At 59.1% G+C, this 1078-nt stretch carries 1 protein-coding gene and 1 pseudogene; both read left to right on the top strand.

Features of this window, described 5'->3' with window-relative positions:
- Positions 1 to 164, top strand: a pseudogene (locus A3730_RS30250) (ABC transporter permease); the annotation flags it as partial.
- Positions 161 to 1078 (top strand): ATP-binding cassette domain-containing protein (locus A3730_RS05575; RefSeq protein WP_156500938.1); only part of this gene is annotated, 918 nt, incomplete at its 3' end. The pseudogene A3730_RS30250 and the gene A3730_RS05575, both read left to right, overlap by 4 nt.

Genomic DNA, 1078 nt, shown 5'->3' with positions numbered 1-1078 from the left:
ATGCGCCTTCTCTGGGCCGTCTGGTGGGCCAGGGAAAGGCGAACCTGCATGCTCCGTGGCTAGGTATCAGCGTGTTTGCCACGCTCACCCTGATGCTCACCCTGCTGGTGTTTATCGGTGAAGCCATTCGCGATGCGTTCGACACAAGGAAGTTTCTGCAATGAGCCTGCTGCGCATAGAAGGGCTGAGTATTCGCTTTGCCGACCAGCTTGCCGTCGATGACATGTCACTGGAACTCCACCCCGGGCGAATGTTGGCGTTAGTAGGGGAATCCGGTTCTGGTAAATCGCTTACCGCCTTGTCTGTGATGGACCTGTTACCGGAAAACGCGAGTTGGCAGGCCGACAGCCTGCAACTGGACGATACGGACCTGCAAACGCTTAACACTGAACAGAAACGCAAACTGCGCGGCGGTCGCATCGGGATGATTTTCCAGGAGCCGCTGACGGCCCTGAACCCCTTGCATACCGTGGAAAAACAGATCAGCGAAAGCCTGTTTGTGCATCAGGGCATGAGCAAAAAACGCGCCCGTGAGCGGTGTCTGTCGCTGCTTGAGCAGGTCGAACTGCCCGCTACACCGGACATGCTGGACCGCTATCCGCACCAACTCAGCGGGGGCCAGCGCCAGCGGGTCATGATCGCTATGGCCCTGGCCAATGAACCACAGATCCTGATTGCCGATGAGCCCACCACCGCTCTCGACGTGACGGTACAGGAAACTATTCTCGACCTGATCAAGCGGCTGCAGAAAGAGCTGAATCTCTCCATTCTCCTGATCAGCCATGACCTGGGCGTTGTCAGCCGCTTTGCCGAAGACATCGTGGTCATGCACAACGGCAAACGGGTGGAAGCGGGCCCCACAGATACCGTGCTGAATCACCCCCAGGAAGACTACACGCGCCACCTGATCCATGCGGAGCCCCAGGGTCGCCTGGAGCCGCTGCCAGATGACACTCCGCTGCTACTCGAAGCCCGTGGCATGGCCGTGACGTTCAAAGGCAAGCGCCGCGCCCTTTTCTCGCCACCACCGTTGCTCCACGCGGTGGATCAAATTGATCTGACACTGCGCCGCGGCGAG

The organism is Alcanivorax sp. HI0044, from assembly GCF_001634945.1.
Note: the sequence above shows the minus strand (reverse complement) of the source record. Positions and strands in the feature narration are given on the sequence as shown.